This window comes from Ancylobacter dichloromethanicus, assembly GCF_018390645.1.
Taxonomy (GTDB): domain Bacteria; phylum Pseudomonadota; class Alphaproteobacteria; order Rhizobiales; family Xanthobacteraceae; genus Ancylobacter; species Ancylobacter dichloromethanicus.
The window spans coordinates 661,467-679,618 of sequence record NZ_JAHBGC010000020.1; the positions used below are offsets into that span (position 1 = coordinate 661,467).

At 68.3% G+C, this 18,152-nt stretch carries 15 protein-coding genes; 8 read left to right on the forward strand and 7 right to left on the reverse strand.

Features of this window, described 5'->3' with window-relative positions:
- The first annotated feature begins 312 nt into the window (after positions 1-312).
- The 8 genes from KHC23_RS11845 to mazG all read left to right on the forward strand — a co-directional run bounded on the left by KHC23_RS11845 (position 313) and on the right by mazG (position 8,655).
- Positions 313-1,320 (forward strand): septal ring lytic transglycosylase RlpA family protein, encoded by a 1,008-nt coding sequence (locus KHC23_RS11845; protein WP_246544515.1) that lies wholly within the window; start codon positions 313-315, stop codon positions 1,318-1,320.
- A 184-nt stretch (positions 1,321-1,504) separates the two neighbouring features.
- Positions 1,505-2,659: a D-alanyl-D-alanine carboxypeptidase family protein gene (locus KHC23_RS11850; RefSeq protein WP_246544516.1), complete on the forward strand. Its 1,155-nt coding sequence runs from the start codon at positions 1,505-1,507 to the stop codon at positions 2,657-2,659.
- Between the two features lie 2 nt (positions 2,660-2,661).
- Entirely contained in the window at positions 2,662-3,510 is an 849-nt protein-coding gene (tmk, locus tag KHC23_RS11855; RefSeq protein ID WP_213372701.1) for a dTMP kinase, read from the forward strand.
- A complete protein-coding gene (locus tag KHC23_RS11860) occupies positions 3,507-4,544 on the forward strand; it encodes a DNA polymerase III subunit delta' (RefSeq protein ID WP_213372703.1) in 1,038 nt (345 codons plus the stop codon). Before tmk ends, KHC23_RS11860 begins: the two co-directional genes overlap by 4 nt.
- Before the next feature lie 35 nt (positions 4,545-4,579).
- On the forward strand, positions 4,580-6,136 hold the full coding sequence (metG, locus tag KHC23_RS11865) for a methionine--tRNA ligase (RefSeq protein ID WP_213372705.1): 1,557 nt from the start codon (positions 4,580-4,582) through the stop codon (positions 6,134-6,136).
- The gene (locus tag KHC23_RS11870; protein ID WP_213372706.1) at positions 6,133-6,906 is read left to right on the forward strand and encodes a TatD family hydrolase; all 774 of its coding nucleotides are present in this window, start codon (positions 6,133-6,135) and stop codon (positions 6,904-6,906) included. The genes metG and KHC23_RS11870 overlap by 4 nt, the downstream gene beginning before the upstream one ends.
- Before the next feature lie 15 nt (positions 6,907-6,921).
- The gene (locus KHC23_RS11875) at positions 6,922-7,722 is read left to right on the forward strand and encodes an MBL fold metallo-hydrolase (protein WP_213372708.1); all 801 of its coding nucleotides are present in this window, start codon (positions 6,922-6,924) and stop codon (positions 7,720-7,722) included.
- Between the two features lie 96 nt (positions 7,723-7,818).
- Positions 7,819-8,655: a nucleoside triphosphate pyrophosphohydrolase gene (gene mazG, locus KHC23_RS11880; RefSeq protein ID WP_213373224.1), complete on the forward strand. Its 837-nt coding sequence runs from the start codon at positions 7,819-7,821 to the stop codon at positions 8,653-8,655.
- Positions 8,656-8,671: 16 nt separating this feature from the next.
- Here the strand turns inward: mazG and hflX are convergent, their stop codons facing one another.
- The 7 genes from hflX to KHC23_RS11915 all read right to left on the reverse strand — a co-directional run bounded on the left by hflX (position 8,672) and on the right by KHC23_RS11915 (position 18,128).
- Positions 8,672-10,078 (reverse strand): GTPase HflX, encoded by a 1,407-nt coding sequence (hflX, locus tag KHC23_RS11885; protein WP_213373225.1) that lies wholly within the window; start codon positions 10,076-10,078, stop codon positions 8,672-8,674.
- Entirely contained in the window at positions 10,075-10,326 is a 252-nt protein-coding gene (hfq, locus tag KHC23_RS11890) for an RNA chaperone Hfq (RefSeq protein WP_013166585.1), read from the reverse strand. The genes hflX and hfq overlap by 4 nt, the downstream gene beginning before the upstream one ends.
- Before the next feature lie 209 nt (positions 10,327-10,535).
- The gene (locus KHC23_RS11895; protein ID WP_213372710.1) at positions 10,536-11,396 is read right to left on the reverse strand and encodes a D-amino-acid transaminase; all 861 of its coding nucleotides are present in this window, start codon (positions 11,394-11,396) and stop codon (positions 10,536-10,538) included.
- Positions 11,397-11,475: 79 nt separating this feature from the next.
- Positions 11,476-12,924, reverse strand: coding sequence for a TrkH family potassium uptake protein (locus KHC23_RS11900; protein WP_213372712.1), 1,449 nt, complete (start codon positions 12,922-12,924; stop codon positions 11,476-11,478).
- Between the two features lie 27 nt (positions 12,925-12,951).
- On the reverse strand, positions 12,952-14,328 hold the full coding sequence (gene trkA / locus KHC23_RS11905) for a Trk system potassium transporter TrkA (protein ID WP_213372714.1): 1,377 nt from the start codon (positions 14,326-14,328) through the stop codon (positions 12,952-12,954).
- Between the two features lie 150 nt (positions 14,329-14,478).
- On the reverse strand, positions 14,479-15,846 hold the full coding sequence (gene ntrX, locus KHC23_RS11910) for a nitrogen assimilation response regulator NtrX (RefSeq protein ID WP_213372716.1): 1,368 nt from the start codon (positions 15,844-15,846) through the stop codon (positions 14,479-14,481).
- A 14-nt stretch (positions 15,847-15,860) separates the two neighbouring features.
- A complete protein-coding gene (locus KHC23_RS11915; protein ID WP_213372718.1) occupies positions 15,861-18,128 on the reverse strand; it encodes a sensor histidine kinase NtrY-like in 2,268 nt (755 codons plus the stop codon).
- Positions 18,129-18,152 lie beyond the last annotated feature (24 nt).

The following is an 18,152-nucleotide window of genomic DNA, read 5'->3' on the forward strand; positions in this document are numbered from 1 at the left end:
CGCGCGGCGGCCCAAATCGGGGTGCAGGGTGCGTCGACACCTATGCGACCCGCGCGAAAATGTCCTTTCCGCTTCGTCACTTACACTTCGTTCACCATGTCGAGAGATGCGCCGCATTTTCGCCTCAGTCGGACAGCCTCTTGAGAGACATACAACCGGATCGTCGGTATCTTGCGGTGATCTTGAATGAGGTGCGCCACCCTTCGTCTGCCGGTCTGGCAGGCTGGAGCGGCGCTCACGAACGGTTCGGGGTGAATGGGGACCTATCCTGCTCTTGCTCGTGCTTCCAGCCGCCTCGCGGCGGGTGGAGCGATGGTCCGGTTCGGCCGGATCGCGGCCCTGTGCGGTGTCGGCCTGCTGGTCGCCAACTGCACCGGGGGCAACACGCTGACGAGCAAGATCGACCCGAAATACGGCGTCTCCGCCAGCCCGCGCGTTGTCGCGGCCGGGCAGCCGGTGCCCAAAGGCGGCGGCGCCTACCGTGTCGGCAAGCCGTATGTGGTCGCCGGCAAGACCTATGTGCCGGCCGAGCCGAAGAAGTACCGGGCCGAGGGCCTCGCCTCCTGGTATGGCGATGATTTCCACGGTCGGCTGACCGCCAATGGCGAAGTCTTCGACATGCACTCCATCGCCGCCGCGCACCCGACGCTGCCGATGCCGTCCTATGTGCGTGTCACCAATATGCAGAACCACCGTTCCATGGTGGTCCGGGTTAATGACCGGGGCCCGTTCCACGGCAACCGCGTCATCGACGTCTCCAAGCGCGCGGCGGACCTGCTCGGGTTCAAGAACAACGGAACCGCCCGCGTGCGGGTTGAATATGTCGGGCGCGCGCCGCTGGAAGGCTCGGACGACTTCCAGCTCGCCTCCACGCTGCGCATGAACGGCAAGCCCGCCAATGCGCCCGCGGTCATGGTTGCCTCCGCCGGCTCGCTGCGCGGCCTGTCCGCCGCCAACGTGCCGCTGCCGCCGAGCCGTCCGTTCGATCTCGGTGAGCCGGCCGACGGGCAGCAGGTGGCGCAGGCGCCGGAAGCCTTCTCGGCGCCGATCGCCCCGCAGCGGGTGGCCAGCAAACCCCGGCAGGCCGTGGTGGCCGCCGCGCTTCCCGCACCGCGTCCCGCCGCTTCGGCAACCCGGCGCGTCGCTGCTCCGGCGTCTTCTGCCGGCGTTCAGGTGGCGAGCCTTCCGCCGGCCATCCGGCCCGCGCCGGTACCCGCCGCCGCCGCGCCCACCGGTTGGGTCGTCGGCGCGCAACCGGTGCTGGGCTATGCCGCGACGGGCTTCGACGCGCCGGCCGATACCGGTCGCGGCCTGTACTGATCTGTTCCGACTGCCTGCGTTCTGGCAACGCCGAGCCGCCGGCCGCATTGCGGCGGCGGCGATCGGCTGTTAACTCTGCCCGGAGCCAGGGAGGATCGCCGTGAGGCTGTTGCGCATCATGTTCCCGGGCCGGTCGCCCGCCGGCGTATCGACGGCCACGCGATGGGCGGCCGGATCGCTGGCCATGCTGACATTCCTCATTGCGAGCCTGCTGCCGGGCAGGGCCCAGACGGCACCGGACATCTCGTCGCCGCAGGCGATCCTGCTGGACTTCGATAGCGGCTCGGTGCTGTACGAGCGCGCCGCCGATACGCCCAGCCCGCCGGCCAGCATCGCCAAGCTGATGACCATGGCCGTGGTGTTCGGCGAGATCGACGCCGGCCGGCTGTCGCAGGACACCGAGTTCAAGGTGAGTGAATATGCGTGGCGACGGGGCGGGGCGCCGTCGGGCGGCTCCACCATGTTCGCTGCCGTCAACAGTACCATCAAGGTCAGCGATCTGCTGCGCGGGGCTATTATCCCGTCCGGCAATGACGCCGCCATCGTGCTGGCCGAGGGCATTTCTGGCAACGAACTGGCGTTCACGGTCAGGATGAACCAGGAGGCCAAGCGCCTCGGGCTGACCGGCTCGGTGTTCGTGAATTCCAGCGGGCTGGCCGACCCCGACCAGAAGACGACGCCGCGCGACATGGCCAAGATTGCCGGGTCCATCATTCGCGAGCATCCCGACCTCTACAAGATTTACAGCGAGCCGGATTTTCTCTGGAACAAGATCCGCCAGAACAACCGCAACCCGCTGCTCGGCATGAGCTTGGGCGCCGACGGCTTCATGACCGGCTACGAGAAGGATGCCGGCTTCAATGTCGTCGGCTCGGCGATCCAGAACGGCCAGAGGCTCATCGTCGTCATCATGGGTGCGAAGAGCGAGAAGGAGCGGGCCGAGGATGCCCGCAAGCTGCTCGAATGGGGCTTCCGTTCGTTCGAATCGCGCACCTTGTTCGAGCCCGGACAGATCGTCGGGGAGGCGACGCTCTATGGCGGCGCGCGCAATGGTGCGCCGCTGACGAGCGACGCGCCGATCCGCGTGCTGGTGTCACGCATGGGCGACGAGAAACTGGTGGCGCGCATCCGCTTCGAGGGGCCGGTTCCGGCACCGGTGAAGAAGGGCGAGGAGCTGGCACGGCTGATGGTCTATCGCGGCGACCAGCTTGCGCTTGAAACGCCGCTGGTGGCGGCCGAGACGGTGCCGGCGGGGCCGCTGTGGCGCCGGGCGATGGACGGCGCCTATGAACTGGTCGTGAGCCTGCTGCGTCAGGGCTACGCCAAGCTGACGGGCTGAGCATGCCTGCCCGCACGCCGCCGCCCCCGCACGCCTCCGCACCAGCCTCTCCGCCGGACCGGTCGGAATCGACCAGGAAGGCCCGGGCACCGGCCAAGGCCGAGCCGAAGCCGGCGAAGGCGACGAAGAAGGCGGCGGCCAAATCCGCCCCCGGATCGGCGGCGAAGCCGGCGCCCAAGAGAGCGGTCTCCACCGGACCCGGCCGCTTCATCACCTTCGAAGGCGGGGAGGGGGCCGGAAAGTCGACGCAGGTGCGCCGGCTGCTGGAGCGCCTGCAGGGCCTCGGCATCGACGCGGTCGTGACCCGCGAGCCGGGCGGCTCGACCGGGGCCGAGATCATGCGCCACCTCATCCTTTCGGGCGCCGCCAAGCCGCTGGGGCCGCTGGCCGAAGCCGCGTTGTTCGCGGCCGCCCGCGCCGACCATCTCGACGCCACCATCCGCCCGGCGCTGGCGCGCGGGGCCTGGGTGGTGTGCGACCGCTTCGCCGATTCGACGCGCGTCTATCAGGGCGCACTCGGCGATGTCGATCCGGGCCTGATCGCGGCGCTGGAGGCGGTGACGGTGGGCGACACCCGCCCGGACCTGACGCTGATCCTCGACCTTCCCGCCGAGGTGGGGTTGTCCCGCGCCGCCGCGCGCTCGGGGAGCAAAGCCGACCGCTTCGAGAGCGAGGGGCTGAACTTCCATCGCCGCCTGCGCGAGGCATTTCGCGCGCTCGCCGTCCGCGAGCCCGAGCGCTGCGTGCTGATCGATGCGGGCGCCGGGGTCGACACGGTGGCCGAGGCGATCTGGGAGGCGGTGTCGTCGCGGCTGAAGCCGCCCGCGCCCCGCCGGAGGAAACGCCGATGAAGGACGCTGCGCCGCTCGAAGGCGACCGCTTCGGCACCGCGCCCGCCCCGCGCGAGACCGCGCATCTGATCGGGCATGAGGAAGCGCAGGCCATGGTGCGCACGGCGTGGGACGCCGGGCGACTGCCGCATGCGCTGCTGCTCGGCGGGGCGGAGGGAATCGGCAAGGCGACGCTCGCCTACACCATCGCCCGTTTCGTGCTCTCGGGCGGAGCCGCGCCGGCACATGCGATCGACGTCGATCCCGGCCATCCCGCCGCGCGGCAGGTGGCGGCGCTGTCGCATCCCGACCTGCTGGTACTGCGGCGCACGCCGAACGACGCCGGCAAGCTGCCCTCGATGATCCCGGCCGAGACGGTGCGGCGGGTGCGCAGCTTCTTCGGCTCCACGGCGGCGCTGGGCGGCTGGCGGGTCTGCATCGTCGACACGCTCGACGAGATGAACGCGCAGGGCGCCAACGCGCTGCTGAAGACGCTGGAGGAGCCGCCGACGCGCTCGCTGTTCCTGCTGGTGAGCCACGCGCCGGGGCGGCTGCTGCCCACCATCCGCTCGCGTTGCCGCATGGTGCCGCTGCGCGCGTTGACGGTGGCGCAGGTGGTGGAGGCGCTGGAAACCTTGAGCGTAAACCTTCCCGCGCTCGACCGCAGCCGTTTCCCCGAGGCGGCGGAAGCCTCGGGGGGAAGCGTGCGCGAGGCGCTGGCACTGCTGGAGGGCGACGGCCTCGCCGTGCGCAACGCGACGAAGGTGCTGCTCGATGCGCTGTCGGAGGTCGAACCGAAGGCGCTGCACGCGCTTGGCGAGCGACTTCAGGGCGACCGGGGAGGGGCGTTGGCGAGTTTCGTCGGCACGGTCGAGGGCTGGATCAGTGACCATGCCACCGGGCGTCGCCAGACCGCTTCCGTCCGCCTTGCACGCCTCCCGGAGGTGTGGGAGAAGGTTCGCCGCGCTGCGGTCGACGCCGAAGTCTACAATCTCGATCGCAAGACCCTCGTCTTCCGGATCTTCGCGTCGCTCAACGAGGCCCTGCGCCCCTGATCGCGCGCCGGCCGGCCGCCCCGCAGGAAACCGCCGTGAGACCCGCCTTCTACATCACCACCGCGATCGACTACCCCAATGGCGCGCCCCATATCGGCCACGCCTATGAGAAGATCGCCTCGGACGCGCTCGCCCGCTTCAAGAAGCTCGACGGCTATGACGTCTTCTTCCTGACCGGCACCGACGAGCACGGGCTGAAGATGGCGCAGACGGCGGAAAAACAGGGGCTGACGCCGCTCGAATGGGCGACCAAGAACGCGACCCGTTTCCAGGAGATGGATGCGCTGCTCGGCGTCGAATATGACCGCTTCATCCGCACCACCGACGAGGACCATGTGGTCTCCAGCCAGGCGATCTGGCAGCGCATGGTGGAGGCGGGCGACATCTATCTCGGCGCCTATTCCGGCTGGTACTCGGTGCGCGACGAGGCCTATTACGCCGAGGACGAGACCACGGTGAACCCCGATGGCGTGCGGCTCGGGCCGCAGGGCACGCCGGTGGAGTGGACCGAGGAGAAGAGCTATTTCTTCCGCCTGTCCGCCTATCAGCAGAAACTGCTCGACTATTACGACGCCCACCCGGATTTCATTCGCCCCGAGGTGCGCCGCAACGAGGTGACCAGCTTCGTGAAGGGCGGGCTTCAGGACCTGTCGATCAGCCGCACCACCTTTTCCTGGGGTATCCCGGTGCCGGGCGACCCGGACCATGTGATGTATGTCTGGGTCGACGCGCTCACCAACTACATCACCGGCGTCGGCTATCCCGATATGGCGAGCGCGAGCTTCCAGCGCTTCTGGCCGGCGAACCTGCACATCATCGGCAAGGACATCATCCGCTTCCACGCGGTGTACTGGCCGGCCTTCCTGATGTCGGCCGGCATCGAGTTGCCGAAGACCGTGTTCGCCCACGGCTTCATCCATAATCGCGGGGAGAAGATGTCGAAGTCGGTCGGAAATGTGATCGACCCATTCGACCTCGCACGTGCCTATGGCGTCGATGCGCTGCGCTATTTCCTGCTGCGCGAGATCCCGTTCGGCCAGGACGGCTCTTACAGCCACGACGCCATCGTCGCCCGCACCAATGCCGACCTCGCCAATGATTTGGGCAACCTCGCCCAGCGCTCGCTGTCGATGATCGCCAAGAATCTCGGCGGCACGCTGCCGGCGCCCGGCCTGCTCTCGGCGGATGACGCGGCGATCCTCGCCAGCGCCGATGCCATGGGCACCAAGGTGCGCGAAGCGATGGAGGCGCAGCAGATCCACAACGCGCTCGCCGCCATCTGGTCGGTAGTGGCCGACGCCAACCGCTATTTCGCCGGTGCCGCGCCGTGGGAATTGCGCAAGACCGCGCCGGAGCGCTTTGGCACGGTGCTGTGGACGACGGCGGAGGTGGTGCGCCAGGTCGCCCTGCTGGCGCAACCCTTCATCCCAGAAAGCGCCGGCAAGCTGCTGGATCTGCTTGCCATTCCGGCTGAAGGCCGCAGCTTCGCCAGCCTTGGCGAGGCTGGCCGGCTGGCCGGCGGCACCGCGCTGCCGGCGCCGGTCGGGGTGTTCCCGCGCTATGTCGAGCCCGAGGCGCCGGCCGCCTCATGATCGTCGACAGCCATTGCCATCTCGACTTCCCGGACTTCGCCGCGGAACTTGACGACGTGGTGGCGCGGGCGCGCGCCGCCGGTATCGGCCGCTTGGTCACCATCGGCACACGGGTGCGCCGCTCAGGTGAGGTGAGGGCGATCGCCGAGCGTTTCGACGACGTGTTCTGCTCGGTCGGCACTCATCCGCACAATGCCGGTGAGGAAGCCGACGTGACGCTCGACGAACTGCTGGCCGCAGCGGACCACCCGAAGGTCGTCGCCATCGGCGAGGCCGGGCTCGACTATCACTACGACACTGCGCCGCGCGCGGCGCAGGCGACCGGCTTCCGGCTGCATATCGAGGCGGCGCGTCGCACCGGCCTGCCGCTGGTGATCCATGCCCGCGACGCGGACGAGGATGTGGCGGCGATTCTGGAAGAGGAAAGCGGGAAGGGGGGCTTCGGCTTCGTGCTGCACTGCTTCACCGCCGGGCCGGACCTCGCCCGCCGCGCGGTGGCGCTGGGCGGCTATGTCTCGTTCTCCGGCATCCTGACCTTCAAGTCCGGCGCACCGCTGCGCGAGATCGCCGCCAGCCTGCCGGCCGACCGGGTGCTGGTGGAGACGGATGCGCCCTATCTCGCGCCCAACAGCCATCGCGGCAAGCGCAACGAGCCTTCCTATGTGGTGGAGACCGCCCATATACTGGCGCAGGCGCGCGGCGTGCCGTTCGAGGAGATTGCCGCGCTGACCACACAGAATTTCTTCCGCCTGTTCTCCCGCGCATCCTAGAGGCTTCCGCCCGCCATGGCGTTCATCTTCACCATTCTCGGCTGCGGTTCCTCCGGTGGGGTGCCGCGAGTCGGGCAGGGATGGGGCGCCTGCGACCCGGACGAGCCGCGCAACCGCCGCCGCCGCTGCTCAATGCTGGCGGAGCGCTTCGAGCCCGGCATCGCCCAGCCGACCCGGGTGCTGATCGACACCTCGCCGGATTTGCGCGAACAGCTGATCGGCGCCCAGGTCGACCGTCTCGATGGCGTGCTGTTCACCCATGAGCATGCTGACCACACGCACGGCATTGACGACCTGCGCCCGCTCACCATCATGCACCGGCGCCGCATCGACGTGTATGTCGACCCGGACACCTCGGTGCTGCTGCACCAGCGCTTCGGCTACTGCTTCGAGACGCCGCCGGGCAGCGACTACCCGCCGATCCTCACCGAGCACCGTTACCATGCCGGCGACACGATCCGTGTCGATGGCCCGGCTGGGCCGATCGAGGCGCAAGCCTTCCGCCAGTTCCACGGCAGCATCATCTCGCATGGCTTTCGCATCGGCGGGCTGGCCTATTCCAGCGACCTGCACGACCTGCCGGACGACAGCCTGCCTTATCTTGAGGACCTCGACATGTGGATCGTCGACGCGTTGCGACCCAAGCCGCACCCGACGCATTTCTCACTGGGCGAGGCGCTAGCCTGGATCGAGCGCCTGAAGCCACGCCGTGCCGTGCTCACCAATTTGCACACCGATCTCGACTACGCCACGCTGATGCGCGACTTGCCGGAGGGCGTGACGGCGGCCTTCGACGGCATGAAAATCGAGTTCTGACAGCGCCTTAGGGTGGCGGATTCACGCCGCCCTACATATTTCGCCTTGCTAGTTATTTTCCATAATATGACTTCTGCGAATGAAAGAGCCGTGGATTTGAAGCCTTCTCGTGACATCCATCGCCTGCTGGAAATCATGGCCGCGCTGCGGGCACCGGAGACCGGCTGTCCCTGGGACCTGGCGCAGGACTTCGCCTCGATCGCGCCCTACACCATTGAGGAGGCCTATGAGGTCGCGGACGCCATTGCCCGCGGCGACCTCGACGATCTGTGCGACGAACTCGGCGACCTGCTGCTGCAGGTGGTCTTTCACGCTCGCATGGCGCAGGAGCGCGGCTCGTTCGATTTCGGCGCCGTGGTGGAAGCCATCACCTCGAAGATGATCCGCCGCCATCCGCATGTGTTCGCTGACGCGCATGGGCGGGACGTCGCGGCAGTGAATGCCGCCTGGGACGCGATCAAGGCGGAGGAGAAGGCGGAGCGGGCCGAGCGGCGGCTCCGGCGCGGCCTGCCGCCGGAACCGGAGCAGGGTCGCGCACTGGACGGCGTGCCGGCCGGGGCCCCCGCCCTCACCCGCGCGGTGAAGCTGCAGAACAAGGCGGCCAAGGTCGGGTTCGATTGGCCCAATGTGCGCCCGGTGCTGGCCAAGATCCGCGAGGAGATCGACGAGGTGGAAGCGGAGATCGTGGCCGGGGACCGTGCGGCGGCCGCCGACGAGGTCGGCGACCTGCTCTTCGCGCTGGCCAACCTCGCCCGCCATCTCGACGTCGATCCGGAAGCGGCCTTGCGCGGCACCAACCAGAAATTCGTCCGCCGCTTCGCCTATATCGAGGACCGGCTGGCCGATGAGGGCCGCCGGCCGGACGCCGCCAGTCTCGACGAGATGGAAGCGCTCTGGCAGGCGGCGAAAACCGCGCCTTCCGCCAGGGATTGATGTTCGGGGAGGGCGTTCAGGCCCCCTCGCCCGTCCCCTTGATCCGCCGCGCGCCGAAGCGGCGCTCGATCTGCTCGGCGCGGTCGGGTGGCACGCGCACCGCCAGATGCAGGTGCCCTTCCCCGTCGCTGCGGCGCTCCAGCACTTCGCTGTGGCGATAGAGCCAGCTCAGGCTGCCGCCATCGGCCGCGTCGAGATCGACCGCGAGGCTGACCCGCTCGCGCGAGAGGCGGCGCGAAATCGCCGCGAGCAGCGGCTCCATGCCGTCGCCGGTCAGGGCCGAGACCGGAATCGGGCGGGCGTCGCCTTCCCGCCGGGCGGCGGTGTTGACCAGCCCGGCCCGGCTCTCCGCATCCAGCCGGTCGATCTTGTTCCAGACCTCGATGACGCGGTGGTCGTCCTCCGGGTCGATGTCGAGATCGGCCAGCACGCCCTTCACGTCATGCGCCTGGGCGTCGGCATCGTCATGCGACATGTCGCGCACATGCAGGATCAGGTCGGCCTCGATCACCTCCTCCAGCGTCGCCCGGAAGGCGGCGACGAGCTGGGTCGGCAGGTCGGAGATGAAGCCCACCGTGTCCGACAGGATCACCCGTTCGCCAGTGGGCAACTGCACGGCGCGCAGCGTCGGGTCGAGCGTGGCGAACAGCAGGTCCTGCGCCATCACCTCGGCGCGGGTCAGCCGGTTGAACAGGGTCGACTTGCCCGCATTGGTGTAGCCGACCAGCGCCACCACCGGGTAAGGCACTTTCCTGCGGCTGGCGCGGTGCAGCGCGCGGGTGCGCTTCACCTGCTCCAGCTCGCGCTCGATCTTGAGGATGCGCTCGCCGATCAGCCGGCGGTCGGCCTCGATCTGGGTTTCGCCGGGGCCGCCGAGGAAGCCGAAGCCGCCGCGCTGGCGCTCCAGATGGGTCCAGGAGCGCACCAGCCGGCTGCGCTGATAATTCAGGTGGGCGAGCTCCACCTGCAGCACGCCTTCCTTGGTGCGGGCACGCTGACCGAAGATTTCCAGAATCAGAGCTGTCCGGTCGATGACCTTGGCGGAAAACGCCTTTTCCAGGTTGCGCTGCTGCACCGGGCTGAGCGGGGCGTCGACGAAGACCAGCCCCGCCTCCTCCGCCTTCACGATGCCGGCGACCTCATCGACCTTTCCGGCGCCGAGAAAGGTCGCCGGGCGTACCTGCGATAGCCCGACCAGCAGGCTGCCGACCACACGGAGGTCGATGGCGAGGGCGAGCCCTACCGCTTCGTCCAGCCGCGCCTCCGGCGAGCGACGGACATCGTCGGCCCCTCCCCCGCGGCGGGTGAGATGCGGAACGATGACGACCACGCGGGTGGCGTCGCCGGATGTCTCATGGTCGACGGGCAGGCCGGCGGCACGGCCGGCCGGCGGCCGGCGGGAGGTCTTAAGCTCCAAAATCAGCCCTTCTCGCCGGTCTCGTCCGGCTCGAACAGCTGAACCGGATGGCCGGGCATGATGGTCGAGATGGCGTGCTTGTAGACGAGCTGCGAGTGGCCGTCGCGGCGCAGCAGCACGCAGAAATTATCGAACCAGGTGACGACTCCCTGAAGCTTCACGCCGTTGACCAGGAAGATGGTGAGCGGCGTCTTGTTCTTGCGGACGTGGTTGAGAAAGGTGTCCTGGAGGTTCTGAGAACGTTCCGCGGCCATGATTTTTTGATCCGTTTGTTTGTTGTTGGTCGTCGCTCGGCGCGGTCGCCTTCACCTGTTCGCTCCGTCCGGGAGCGGACAACCATGAAGACGTGCGCCCCAAACATGGCACACCATGCCTTGCGCGCAAGATGCTTTCGCCAAGTTGGTGACGCTTGGCAAGGTCTTTCATTGCCGGCGTCAAGCCCGCGCGGGGACAAGTTCCCGGTTCAGCGGCCGGTCTGGGCATATTTGTGGAAGTTTTCCCGCAGGGCGCGCGCCACCGCGCCGGGGCGGCCGTCGCCTATGAGGTGGCCGTCGATTCGCACCACGGCCGTGGCGAGGTTGGTCGCCGAGGTCACGAAGGCCTCGCGCGCCGCCCGGGCTTCCGCCACCGTGAAGGGGCGCTCGTCGACGCGCAGTTGCAGCGCCTCGGCGACCTCCAGCATCACTGTCCGGGTAATGCCGCGCAGGATGCCGCCTTCCGCCGGGCGGGTGACGAGCCGGCCGTCGCCGGTGACGATCCAGGCATTGGTCGATCCGCCTTCTGTGACATGGCCGGACGCATCGACGAACCACGCCTCGCGCGCGCCGGCCTGCTTGGCGGCCTGCTTCGCCAGCACGTTGGGCAGCAGGCCGATGGTCTTGATGTCGACCCGCTCCCAGCGATTGTCCGGCACGGTAATGACCGCGATCCCCTCCCCCGCCACGGCGTCGGCCCTCGCCGGGTCGACCGAACGCGCGGTGACCACGAGCGAGGGCGGCGTCGCCGGATCGGGGAAATAATGGTCGCGGCGCGCCACGCCGCGCGTCACTTGCAGATAGACTAGGCCGTTGCGCACGCGGTTGCGCCGGATGGTCTCGCGCAGCACCACGCCGAGCGCGGCGAGCGGCATCGGCAGGCGAATGCGCAGTTCATTCAGCGACCGCACCAGCCGTTCCAGGTGGCGGCGCTCGTCCACCATATGGCCGGCGCGCACCTCGCACACCTCATAAACGCCGTCGCCGAACTGGTAGCCGCGGTCCTCGACATGCACGCCGGCATCGGCATGCGGCAGGTAGGCGCCGTTCACATAGGCAATACGCGACATCGTCGGTCTCCACCGTCAGCTCGTTGAATCGAGCGCACCTTCTTGTTGACAAGGTGCTTCCACCGGATCGCAAAAGCTCCTAGCGCCGCCACAGCGCGAAATTGGCCAGGCCCAGCACGACGAGGATCTCCAGCCGTCCGAGAATCATGGCGAGCGCCAGTATAATCTGCGCATAGGCCGGCAGCGCGCCCCAGTCCGGCCAGCTCACCTCCGGCTGCCAGCCCGCCGTATAGACCGGCCCGACATTGCTCAGCGCTGCCATCACCGCGACGAAGGCCGCCTCGAAGCTCGGCATGGACGGCGCGAGCGCGACCGTCAGCGCCGCAATCGTCGAACAGGCGACGCCGAACATGATCCAGATCGCCTTCATCATCTGCAGCGTCACGTTCTGCTGACCGAGCCGGCGCGGGTGCACGGCGCTGGGATGCACCAGCCGCTCCAGTTCCCGCAGGCTCTGCAGTACCATGATGCCGGCGCGGTAGATCTTGATGCCACCGGCGGTTGAGAAGCTGGCGCCGCCGACGAAGATCACCGCCAGCACAAGCGCCACCGGCAGGCTGGCAAAGGCGCCGCCATGTGGCTCGATGCCGGAGGTGGTGACCAGCGAAACGGCAGCGAACAGGCCGTCCTCCAGCGCCAGCGGAACGGACAGCTTTCCTTCGCCGGCGCGGAAGCCGATCGCTGCCGCGGCAAGCCCGAGACCCCCACATAGAACAAAAAAGACTATGTTTTCATACTGTCCCAACGCATTTCTAATGCGTCGCGTGAGCAGCATGCGGTGCCACAGCACGCTGGTGCCGCCAACCAGCATGAAGACGATCAGCACCGCTTTGATACTGAAATGGCCATAGGCGGCGATGCCGTCCGCGTCGGGAAGCAGGCCGCCGGTCGAGAGCGCGGCGCCGGCGAGGCCGAGCGCCTCGAACAGCCTCACGCCAAGCAGGAACAGCGTCAGCGTGCAGAGGATCGTCGCGCCGAGATAGATCGGCAGCACCAGCCGCAGCGCATCGTCGAGTGTCGTCTGGTGGGTCGCGGCGACGAGGTCGGCGCGGGCGCTGCGGTCCGGCAGCCCGCCCATTCCGGCCGGCCCCAGCACCGCGACGAAGCCGACGAGAGAGAGCAGGCCGCCGGCCCATTGCAGCGTCAGCAGCCAGCCCAGCGTGGCCCGCGGCACGTTCTCGATCGCGTGGATCTGCACCGGGCCGGTGGTGGTAAAGGCCGAGACCGCCTCCAGCCACGCATGCAACGGGCTGAGCGAGGTGGTCGCGGCGATCGGGACGGCGGCGACCACGGGGACGCCGATCCACAGCACCAGCAGCAGCCCATAGGCGGCCAGCCGGTCGAGGCGCCCGGCGCGATGGCGCACGGCGAGATAGACCGCGCCGGCGCCGAACACGGTGAGCAGCGCGGTCATCAGGAAGATGTCGGCGCCCGGCTCGTTACGGAACAGCGACACCAGCGCCGAGAGCAGCAGGAACCCCGCCATCACGCCGGCGGTCTGGGCGCTGTAACGGGCGACCGCGATCATGTCCTGCCGCCTCCCAATGGCCGCCGCTCAGAAGAATTCAAGGCTCACCCGGAACAACTGCTCCACCCGTTTCACCTTGTCGGCGAGCGCGAACATCACCACCCGGTCGCGGGCCTGGATCACGGTATCGCCGCGCGGCAGCAGCACCCGCCCGGCGCGGATCACCGCGCCGATGCGCATGCCGTCGAACAGATCGAGCTGGCGCAGAGGCTTGCCGACCAGCGGCGAGGTCTCCAGCGCCTCGGCCTCGATCACCTCGCCGTCGCCGTTCAGCAGCGAGTGCACGCCGCGAATGCGCCCCTTGCGGACATATTGCAGGATCTTGGAGACAGTGATCTGGCGCGGATTCACATAAGCGTCGATGCCGAGCCCGCGGGCGAAGGCCGGATAGGCCGGATCGTTGAGCAGGGACAGCATGCGCTTGGCGCCCAGCTCGCGCGAGAGCAGGCAGGAGAGGATGTTGACGCGGTCGTCATTGGTGACCGCGATCATCGTGTCCGCGTCACCGACGGCGGCCTCCTCAAGGATCGCCCGGTCGAGGGCGCTGCCCCGCAGCACCACGGTGCGCGACAATTGCTGGGCGATCTCCTCGGCGCGCGGAACGCTGTCCTCGATGATCTTCACCCGCGCCTTCGGGTTGCGTTGCTCCAGCTCGCGCGCGACATAGAGACCGATATTGCCGCCGCCGCCGATGACGATGCGCTGCGCCGGCGGCTCGTCATGGCCGAAGATCGACAGCGTGCGGCTCACCTGGTCGGAATGGGCGGCGAAATAGGCGAGGTCACCGGCCAGCAGCGAATCGGTCGAACGCGGCACGAAGGTCTTGCCGTCGCGATAGACCGCCACCACGACGGCGCGTAGATCGGGAAAGAGGTCTGTCAGCTGGCGCAGCGGCGTGTCGAGAACCGGGCAGTCCTCCTGGCAGCGTACCCCCACCACCACGACATTGCTGTCGTTGAAGCTCACCGTGTCGACCGCCCCCGGCAGCGACAGGCGCCGCAGCACCATCTCGCCCACTTCCAGCTCCGGCGAGATCACCACGTCGATCGGCAGATGGTCGCGCGAGAACAGGTCGCGCCAATGGCCTTGCAGATAGCTCTGCGCCCGCACCCGGGCGATCTTGGTCGGCACGTCGAACAGCGCGTGGCCGACCTGGCAGGCGACCATGTTGACTTCGTCGTGCAGGGTGACGGCGATCAGCATGTCCGCCGCCTCCAGCCCGGCGCGGGCCAGCACGTCGGGGTGCGAGCCGTGGCCGACGAAGCCGCGCACGTCGAGTGTGTCGGTGATCGCCTGGATCAGGCGCGGCGACGTGTCGATGACGGAGACGTCGTTCTGCTCTGCGGCCAGACGCTCGGCGATACCGAACCCCACCTGCCCCGCACCGCAAATGACGACTTTCATGGCGACCCCACTCTACCCGCCGGCGCCGGTCGTTACCGTGCTTAGGTACCTTCGGCGCTGTTCGCGAGTCACTCTATAGCAGGTTCGCGCACCGCCACAGCCGCCCGAGCGCGCGGTCCGCACATCTTCCTGCACCCGCGCGACGGGCGCTCAGCCGATGCCGAGCGCCTTCAGCTTGCGGTGCAGCGCGGAGCGCTCCATGCCGACGAATTCGGCGGTGCGCGAGATGTTGCCGCCGAAGCGGCTGATCTGGGCGACGAGATATTCCCGTTCGAACACCTCGCGCGCGTCGCGCAGCGGCAGACCCATCAGATGTTCGCCGCCATTGCCGCTCGGCAGGCTTGGCACCAGCGAGCCGACATCGGGCGGCAGCATGTCGGCGGTCACCGGCGCCTCGGCGTCGCCGGAGGCCAGAATCAGCAGCCGCTCGATGTTGTTGCGCAGCTGGCGGACATTGCCCGGCCAGTCATGCGACTGCAGCACGGCGAGCGCGTCGTCGGCCACCCGCCGGCGCGGCAGGCCGGTCGACTGCGAGATCTGGTCGAGGAAAAACTCGACCAGCTCCGGCACGTCCTCGCGCCGCTCGGCGAGCGGGGGCACCCGCACCGGCACGACGCCGAGCCGGTGGTACAGATCCTCGCGGAAGCGGCCCTCGGCGATCTCCTTCTCCAGATTTCGCGCGGTAGAGGAGATGATGCGCACATCGACCGAGACCCGCGTGGCGCCACCGACGCGCAGGAAGTTCTGGTCGACCAGCACGCGCAGGATGCGATTCTGGGTCTCGCGCGGCATGTCGGCGATTTCGTCGATGAACAGCGTGCCGCCATGCGCTTCCTCCAGCGCGCCGACCTGGCGGCCCTGCCCTTCCCCGACCTCGACGCCGAACAGCTCGACCTCCATGCGCTCGGGCGTGATGGCGGCGGCGTTGATGACGACGAACGGCCCGTTGGCCCGCCCCGAGGCGGCGTGGATCATGCGCGCCGTAAGCTCCTTGCCGGAGCCGGACGGGCCGACGATCATGATCCGGCTGTTGGTCGGGGCCACCCGCTCAATGCCCTGCCGGAGCTGATTCATCACAGAAGACTTGCCGACCAGAAGTTGAGCAACTGCCGTGCGTTGCTTGAGATCGCGCACCTCACGCTTGAGGCGCAGCGTCTCCAGCGCGCGGTCGGCGACGAGGATGAGGCGGTCGGAGTTGAACGGCTTCTCGATGAAATCGTAGGCGCCCTGCTTGATGGCGGCCACCGCCGTCTCGATCGTGCCGTGGCCGGAGATCATCACCACCGGCACGTCGGGATGGTTCTTCTTGATCAGTTCGAGCAGTTGCAGGCCGTCGAGCCGGGAGCGCTCCAGCCAGATGTCGAGGAAGACCAGATTGGGCCGGCGCGCCTCGATGGCTGCCAGCGCCTCATCGCTGTCCTTGGCGGTGCGGGCGCCATAGCCCTCATCTTCCAGTATGCCCGCGACCAGCCCGCGAATATCGGCTTCGTCGTCGACGATCAGAATGTCCGTCGCCATTTGTTTGTTCTCCTTCAGCCGACCAGCCGGGTACCGGCCGTTCCGCCGGTGCCTTTTCCGTCATTGGAGGCGGTGGGGCCGCCATCACGCGCGAAACGCAGGCGGATCCACGCGCCGCGCCCATTTGGGGCATCGTCCAGCTCGATGCCGCCGCCATGCTCTTCCATGATCTTCCCCACAATCGCGAGACCGAGCCCGGTGCCCTTCTCGCGGGTCGTCACATAGGGTTCCAGCAGCCGCGCCCGGTTCTCGGTCGGCAGCCCCTTGCCGTTGTCGATGACGTCGATCGTCACCATCCGCTCATTGGCGTGCACCGCCACCTGGATCCGTGGCGGCTCGCCGCGTTCCTCGGGTGGCACCGCCGCCAGCGCCTCGGTGGCGTTCTTGACGATGTTGGTCAGCGCCTGCGAGATCAGGCGGCGGTCGAAGCGGGCGACCACCGGCTGCTCGGGCACGTCGAAGTCGATGGCGATGTCCGGATTGCCCACCCGCATGAGAAAGACCACCTGGCGCGCGGTCTCGCCCACATCCTGCGACTCGGCCACCGGCTTGGGCATGCGGGCGAAGGAGGAGAATTCGTCGACCATGCGGCCAATGTCGCCGACCTGGCGGATGATGGTCTCGGTGCACTGGTCGAACACCTCGCGGTCGGCCTCGATCACCTTGCCGTAGCGCCGGCGCAGCCGCTCCGCCGAGAGCTGGATCGGGGTCAGCGGGTTCTTGATCTCATGGGCGATGCGCCGGGCGACGTCGGCCCAGGCGGAGCTGCGCTGCGCCACGACCAGCTCGGTGATGTCGTCGAGGGTGACGACCCAGCCATGCTCGGCCTCGCGCGACTGCTCGGTGGTCACCCGCACCGCGATCACCCGGTCGCGGCCGTTGCGGGTCAGCGTCGTGTTGGCCTGCACGCTGCGCTCGCCGACCTCCATCGCCTGGGTGAGCAGCGAGGCCACTTCCGGCACCACCGTGCCGAACTCGCTGCCGAGCACGTCCGCCTCAAGCACGCCGAGCAGCTTTTCCGCCGGCCGGTTGATGATCGAGATGCGTCCCATCGAATCGAGGCCGATGACGCCGGCGCCGACGCCGGACAGTACCGCCTCGGTGAAGCGGCGGCGGGTGTCGATCTGGTCGCGGGCATGGACGAGGTCGTCGCGCTGGGTGCGCAGCTCCTGCGTCATCTTGTTGAAGGTTTCGGCGAGGCTCGACAGATCGCCCTCGGTGCGGCGCACCGGCACCTCGACATAGAGATTGCCGGCGGCGACGAGGTCGGCGGCGCCGATCAGCCGGCGGATCGGTGCCACCAGCCGGTTGGCGAAATGGATGCCGAGCCAGACGGCACAGAGCAGCACGGTCAGCGAGATCACCGCGTACAGCACCGCGAACGCCACCTGCACGCCCACACGCTGCTGTTCGAGGTCGCGATAGTCGACGACGGCGGCCTGCGTCTCCTTGAGATATTCGATCACCCGCGGGTCGACCGCCCGCGCGACATAGAGGTAGAGGTCGCCGAAATCCTTGAGCGGGATGACCGCGCCGACATAGTCGGCGTCGCCGGGAAGGTAGATCAGCGGCTGCTCTTCGGTCGCGTCCTTCAACGCCAGATTCGCCGGCACGACGAATTCGCGGCCGACCCGGATGGTAGCCCGATCGATCACCTGGAGGTTCTTGTCGATGATCATCGCGGCCGGGATGCCGCGCACCACCGCCTGCGCCGTCAACGCCTGTCGGAAGCGGCTGCGGTCCTGGTCCCACAGCGGCCGGATGCGCTGGAGGTCGCGCGCCATGCCGAGAATGTCGCCACGGATCGAATAGGCGTGCTCGCGCACATAGGTCTGGGCCACCGACACCGCATTGTCGACGATGGAGCGGGTACGCACCGAGAACCAGCGGTCGAGCCCCTTGTCCAGCGTGATGCTGGCCAGCACCGCTACCAGCAGCGCGGGCACCACCGCGACGATGCCGAACAGGCCGACGATGCGCACGTGCAGCCGCGCCGCCGCCCTGCCCCGCTTGCGCGCCTTGACGATGCGCCACACCTCGCGGCCGACGATGCCGATCAACACCACCGACATCACGCCGTTGAGGCACAGCACGACGATGACGACATCCTGCGAGGGCACCAGCGGCGTGATGCCGATCAGGATGATGAAACTGGCCAGCGCCATTAACAGCGCCAGCAGCACCGCCAGCGGCGCCAGACCCCACAGCGAGAAACGGAAACCCATCCCGCCGAGATCGAGCGCATCCTGCCTGTCGGTACCGCGAGTCGGAGCGTCGCTCATCCGTCACCACTTCGGCGGCCGGGA